Origin of the sequence: Nitrospirillum guanabarense (assembly GCF_034653355.1) — a bacterium.
Taxonomy (GTDB): domain Bacteria; phylum Pseudomonadota; class Alphaproteobacteria; order Azospirillales; family Azospirillaceae; genus Nitrospirillum.
In genome coordinates, this window is sequence record NZ_JAYEER010000003.1 from 1985706 (window position 1) to 1992566 (window position 6861).

Genomic DNA, 6861 nt, shown 5'->3' on the forward strand with positions numbered 1-6861 from the left:
GGGGCTGGGCCTTATGCGGCAGCGGCCCGCAAGAAGGCGCCCATACTTGCCGCACAACAGAAAGCCCCGCCGGATCGCTCCAGCGGGGCTTTTTGTTGGACGCTCGACCTCAGAAGTTCCAGCTGGCGCGGAGGACGCCGCCGTGGCTCTGGTAGTCGTGGCGGTACTCGCCGTTGTACTCCAGGCGCAGGCTGAAGCTTTCGCTCTGCTGCAGGGTGGCGCCCAGGTTGACGGCCAGGCCGTCGGTGTTGACCCGCCCGGTGGTGCTGGCGAAGGCCACCCCCGCCAGCACGCCCGTGGTCGGGATGGGCGCGTCCTTGAAGTCGTGCACCCAGGCCACCCGCAGGTCCGGCGACAGCAGGCCGACGCCCGTGTTCCACTGCGTGTCCACCTTCAGCCCCAGTTCCTGCGTCACCGCGTTGGTGCCCAGCGTGTCCACCTTCAGGTTGGCCGGGCCGGCGTCGTGTTCCTGGTAGTCGTGGTTCACCAGGCGCACGAAGCGCAGGCTGTACTGCGGCGTGAAGGTGAACGCCCCCTGCTTGGGCAGGTCGTAGCCCACCGTCACCTTGCCCAGGTACTGCTCCCCGCCGTAATTGGCGTTGGCGCGGGCGCCCAGGAACTGGATGGCACGGCGCTGGTCGAAGTGGTTGTAGCCGAAGCCCAGCTGGCCTTCGACCGACAGCTTCTGGTCGGCGAAATCCGGACGCCAGACGCTGTAGGCCGTCAGCTGGTAGCTGCCCACCCGCGTCGTGCTGCCCGCCATGACCCCCTGGCCCACCGAGGCGCTGTTGATCCAGCTGAACGCCAGGCCGGCCATGACCTCGTCGCTGGCGAACCAGTCGGCGCCCAGCACCAGGCCGGCGCTGCTGGCGCGGTAGCCCGCCGCCTCCGTCGTCGTGCCGCGCAGCACGCCGGCCCCCACGATCTCGCCCCAGATCACCCCCTCGCGCCCGTTGGAGCCCGCGGCCATGCCCTTCCCGCCGCCGTCCATCAGGCCGGCCACCGTTTCCTGGTGCTGGCTGATGGCCGTGGTCGTCGGCGTCACCGACGCCGCCGTCAGCTGCGGCGTCAGCTGGCTGGGCGACAGCTGCGCCACCGCCACCTGCTTGGCCGCCGGCGTCAGCGTCGCCAACGGCGCCAGCACCTGCTGCGTGAACGCCGCCAGCTGCGGGTTGGTGGTGATGCTGTTGCCGGCCAGCGCCGCGATCTGGTCCAAGGCGGCGCCCGTGCCCACCGCCGCACCGCCCTGCGCGTTGCCCACCGCCGTGTAGTTCGTGGCCCTGCCCGCCACCTTCACCACCAGCTGGGTGGTGCCGCCCACCGTCACCAGGTCGCTGGTCACGGTGTAGCCCGTGGCCGTGAAGTCCACGCCGCTCAAGGTCAGCCCATTGCCCGAGGCGATGGTGTAGGTCCCGGCCTGCAGGGCCCCCGCCCCGCTGCCCACGCCCTGCAGCAGCACCGAACCGCCGGTGAAGGCCGCGGCACCGCTGACCGCCAGGTTGCCGTAGCTGGTCGGCGTGGTCACGCCGATGGCCAGCGTGCCCGCCGACTGGCTGTAGCCGCCGGTGATGTTGATGGCGCTGTTCACCAGCAGGGTGGCCCCGCTGTTGAACACCGTGTGGCCGCCCGCGTTGATGTGGTCGTTCAGCAGCTGCGCGCCGCCGGTGAAGCGCACGTTGGACTGGGTGTTGCTGATCGTGCCGACGGCGCCGTTGTATCCGGTCAGGGTGCCCGGGCTGGCCAGGCTGCCGCCGGTGATGATCAGGTCGCCGGTCGACAGGTTGGTGATGTTGCCGGCCAGCGCCCCGCCGTTGGCCAGGGCGCCCAGCGTGCCCGTGGCGGCGATGTACAGCGCCGTCGGGCTGGCCACCGTGCCGGTGTTGTTGAGCGTATCCAAGCTGGCGCCGATGTAGTCGTTCGCCGCCGCCGCCAACAGGTTGCTGCCGCTGGTGACCGCGTTGGCCGTCAGGCCGGTGATGCCGCTGGTGACCGTGGCGCCGGCGTAGTTGGACCCCGTGCCGCCCTGGATCAGGGTGACGCTGTCGCCCATCAGGTAGTTGCCCACGGCGCTGACCCCGGCGTTGACCACGCCGCCCGTCACGTTGGCCGCCCCACTGACCGTCAGCACATGGCCGCCCGTGGTCAGCGTGCCGCCGCTCTGCGCGAAGTTGCCCGTGATGCCGACGTTGCCGGCCAGGCTGAGGCTGGCGCCGGCGTTGCTGACCGTGTGGGTCGCCACATTGATGGCGTCGCCCAGGCTGACCGCACCCGAGGCGAACAGCACGTTGGCGCCCGTGCTGGTGATGGTGCCGCCGCTGAAGCGGCCCACCGCGCCGTTGCCCCCACCGTTGATGGTGAGATCCCGGGCCGACTGGTTGACCACGTTGCCGACGAGGACGCCGCTGTTGGCCAGGTTGCCCAGGGTACCGGTGCTGGCGATGTACAGCGCCGTGGCGCCACCGGCCGTGTTCACGAGCGTGCCCGTGACGTTCAGGACGTTCAGGCTGGCCCCGATGTAGTCGTTGCCCGCCACCGCCAGTAAATTGTTGCCGCTGACCGAGCCATTGGCGTCCAGGCCCGCCAGACCGCTGGTGACCACGGCCCCGGTGTAGGACGAGCCCGCCCCACCCTGGATCATCGTCACGCTGTCGCCCACGAAGTAGTTGCCCACGCCGGACACCCCGGCGCTGACCGTGCCGCCGCTGACCAGCGCCGGGCCGCTGACCGTCAGCACATGGCCGCCCACGGTCAGGCTGCCCGCGCTCTGGGCATAGGTGCCGTTGACGCCGACGTCCGCGGTCAGCGCGATGGCCGCCCCGATGTTGCTGACCGTGTGCGTCCCGCCCACGTCGATGGCGTCGCCCAGGGCCACCGCGCCCGAGGCGAAGATGACGTTGGCGCCCGTGTTGCGGATGGTCCCGCCGGTGAACACACCCACCGTGCCACCCGTGCCGCCCCCAGTGGCGCCAATGATGGTCAGATCACGGGCGGAGACGTTGGTGATGTTGCCGCTGACGGTGCCGCTGTTGGCCAGGGCCCCCAGCGTGCCGGTGCTGGCGATGTACAGCGCCGTGGCCCCGCCCGCCGTGTTCACGAGCGTGCCCGTGACGTTCAGGGTGGCCAGGCTGGCGCCGATGTAGTCGTTGCCGGCAACGGCTGCCAAGTTGCTGCCGCTGGCGGACCCCAGCGCGTCCAGGCCCGTCAGCCCGCTGACCACCGTCGCCCCGGTGTAGGTCGAGCCATTGCCGCCCCGGATCAGGGTCACGGCATCGCCCACCAGGTAGTTGGCGGCACCCGCCATCCCGGCATCGACCACGCCGCCCGTCACCTGCGCCGCACCGCTGACGCCCAGGACGTGGCCGGCCACCGACAGGGTGCCGGCGGTCTGGGCGAAGTTGCCCGTGACGGCCACATCGCTGGCCAGCGTCAGGCTGGCGCCGGTGTTGCCGACCGTGTGGCCGGTCACGTCGATGGCGTCAGCCAGGCTGACGGCGCCGCTGGCGAAGCTCAGGTTGCTCAGGCTGTTGCGGATGGTGCCGCCGCTGAAGCCGCCCACCGTGCCACCGGAGCCCCCGACGATGACCAGGTCATTGGCACTGCCGTTGACCACGTTGCCGATGATGGCCCCGCTGTTGGCCAGCGTGCCCAGGCTGCCGGCGCTGGTGATCAGCACCGCCGTGGCGGCGTTGATCGTGCCGGTGTTGGTCAACGTCCCCAGCGTGCCGCCGACATAGTCGCTGAGCAGCGTCAGCAGCAGGTCGGTGGCCGCCCCGTTGGCGCCCGTGCCCAGGGTGGCGCTGAAGCCGCTGGCCGCGGCCGTCAGCCCGCTGGTGGTCAGCGTCCCGCCCACCTCGGCGATGGTGTAGCTCTGGCCCGCGATCAGGTTGCTGCCCGTCAGCGCCGTCACCGCCACCGTGCCCCCGGTGAAGGCCGCGTCGCCGCTGACCAGCAGCTCACCCGCCGTGGCCGCGCCGATGCCCATGGCGAGCGTGCCCGCCGACTGGCTGTAGTTGCCCGTCACGCTGAGGACGGTGGTCAGCAGCACGTTGGCGCCGCTGTTCACCAGCGTGCCCGTGCCAACATTGACCTGGTCGTTCAGCAACAGGGTGCCGCCGGCCAGTTCAACATTGGCCAGGGTGCTGGTGATCGTGCCGATGCCGCTGGTCCCCGTCAGCGTGCCCACAGTGCCGCCCGTGCCGCCGGTGAACACCAGGGCGTTGGCGCTGGTGTTGACGATGTTGCCCGATATCGTGCCGCTGTTGGCGATCGTGCCGATGCTGCCCTGGTTGTACAGGGCCGTCACGCCGGCGATGGTGCCGCTGTTGCTGATGACACCGATGGTGCCGCCGCTGGTGTTGCGCAAGGCCCGCCCGCTGACCGTGTCGGTGGCGCTGACCAGGCCGCTGTTGTCGAGGCTGGCGATGGTGCCGCTGTTGTACAGGCCATAGGCCACGCTGCTGATGGTGCCCTGGTTGATGACGGCGCCGATGGTGCCCCCATTGTTCAGGCCGGCGGCGTTGACCTCCGGCGCGTCCTTCAGGATGCCGGTGTTCAGCACCGTGCCGATGCTGCCCTGGTTCCACAGGCCCACCCGGCCGGTGGCCGTGCCGCTGTTGTCCACCAGGCCGATGGTGCCCCGGTTGCGGATGCCATAGAGTTCGCCGTCCAGCACGCCGCTGTTGACCAGCGTGCCCAGGCTGCCGCCACTGGCGATGTAGGCCGCCGTCACCACGCCACTGATGGTCCCGGTGTTGTTCAGGGTTCCCAGCGTGCCGCCGATGTAGTCGTTCACCGCCGCCAGCACCAGGTCGACGTTGGACCCGATGGTGGTGACGCCGGTGCCGATGGTCAGGCCGGTGATGCCGGAATAGATGCCCACGCCGGTATAGCTGGACCCCGCCCCGCCCTGCACCAGGATGACGCCGGTTGACGACCCCACGATGTAGTTGGTGATGGAGCTGACGTCGGCCGTGATGGTGCCGCCGCTGATGGCGGCAACGCCACTGACCTCCAGATGGTTGCTGCCCAGGGCCAACGTGCCCGTGGCCTGGCTGTAGGCGCCGGTGATGGTGACGGTGCTGGCCAGGGCCAGGCTGGCGCCGCTGTTCACCACCGTGTGGCCGCCCACGTTGACGATGCTGTCGCCCAGAACCTGGGCCCCGCCCGCGAACACCACGTTGCTGGACGTGTTGGTGATGACGCCGCCCGTCAGCGTGCCACCACCGCCCGCGATGACCAGGTCGCTCGTCGACAGGTTGGCGATGGCGCCGCTGATCGTGCCGGCGTTGACCAGGGTGCCCAGCGTGGCGCTGGCGCCGTTGTACAGGGCGTAGTTGGTGCCCGTGATCACCCCCTGGTTCAGCAGGGTTCCCAGAATGCCGCTGTTGCGCACACCCGTGGCCGACCCCACGATGCCGCCCAGCAGCGTGCCGAAGCCGATGTTGCCCAGCAGAGCGATGGAGCCGCTGTTGTTGATACCGATGGAACCGGAGATCAGGCCGGCGTTCTGCGCGATGGTCAGCGTGCCGCTGTTGTTGATGCCCGCGGTCACGCCACCGATGGTCCCGGCGTTGCCCAGGCCGTACATCGTGCCCTGGTTGTCCACGCCCGCGCCCGTCGTGCCGATGATGGTGCCGTAGCTGGTCAATGTGCCGAGGTGGCCGGCGTTGGCCACACCCACCGCGCCCACCATGACGCCCAGGCTGCCGCCCACCGTCCCCAGCGTGCCGTTGAGGATGCTGTTGATGCTGCCCAGGTTGTTCAGGGCGGCGGTGGCGCCCAGCAGCGTGCCGGTGTTCGTCAGGCTGCCCAGCGTGCCCGCCGCCGCGACGTAGACCGCGTTGTTGGCGATGATCGTGCCCGTGTTGTTCAGGCTGCCCAGCACCGTGCCCACATAGTCGTTCAGGCCCGCCAGATACAGGCTGTTGCCGCCCACCGAGCCCGAGACCTCCATGCCCGTCACGTCGGAGGTGTAGCTGAGTCCGGTGTAGCTGGAGCCGGTGCCGCCGGTCACCAGGGCGGTGGTCCCGCCCACGCCCGCCAGCATGTTGATGGCACTGGGGACGCCTGTGACGGCGATGGTGCCGCCGGTCACGACCGCGGCGCCGCTGACCGACAACGCGCCGGTGCCGTAGGCCTCCACCAGCGTGCCCGACGACTGGCTGAAGTTGCCCGTCACGCTGATGGCGGTGGTCAGCAGCACGTTGGCGCCGCTGTTCACCAGCGTGCCGCCACCCACGGTGACCCGGTCGTTCAGCAGCAGGGTGCCGCCCCCCAGCACCACGTTGGCCAGCGTGCTGGTGATCGTGCCGATGCTGCCCGACTGGCCGGTCAGGGTGCCGACCGTCGCCCCCGCCCCGCCGGTGATGGTCAGGGCGTTGGCCGACAGGTTGGTGATGTTGCCCTGGATCACGCCGCTGTTGGCCAGGACGCCCACGGTCCCGGTCGCGGCGATGTAGACCGCCGTCGTGGCGCTGAGCGTGCCCGTGTTGCTGAGGGTGCCGATGCTGCCGCCGACATAGTCGTTGCTGACCGTCAGCAGGAAGTCGTTGCCGCTGGTCGTCCCCGTCGCCCCCACGCCGGCCACGCCCGCGACCGTCGCCGTGGCCCCGGTGTAGCTGGAGCCCGCACCACCCGACACCAGGGTATAGGCGCTGCCCACCAGGTAGACGCCGCCGCTGGCGAGGCTGGCCAGCACCGTACCGCCGGTGATGCTGGCCGCCCCGGTCACCACCAGCTGGCTGACCCCCGGGTTGACCACCAGCGTACCCGCCGTCTGGCTGTAGTTGCCGCTGATGCTGATCGTCCCCGCCAATGCCAGCGACGCGCCCGTATTGCGCACGGTGTTGGCGCCGACGTTGA

Annotated in this window: 1 protein-coding gene; it reads right to left on the reverse strand. The window is 70.3% G+C overall.

Features of this window, described 5'->3' with window-relative positions:
- Nucleotides 1-109 precede the first annotated feature (109 nt).
- Complete coding sequence (locus UAA55_RS18045; RefSeq protein WP_322954432.1) at nucleotides 110-6841, reverse strand: hypothetical protein; 6732 nt, start codon at nucleotides 6839-6841, stop codon at nucleotides 110-112.
- Between the last annotated feature and the right edge of the window lie 20 nt (nucleotides 6842-6861).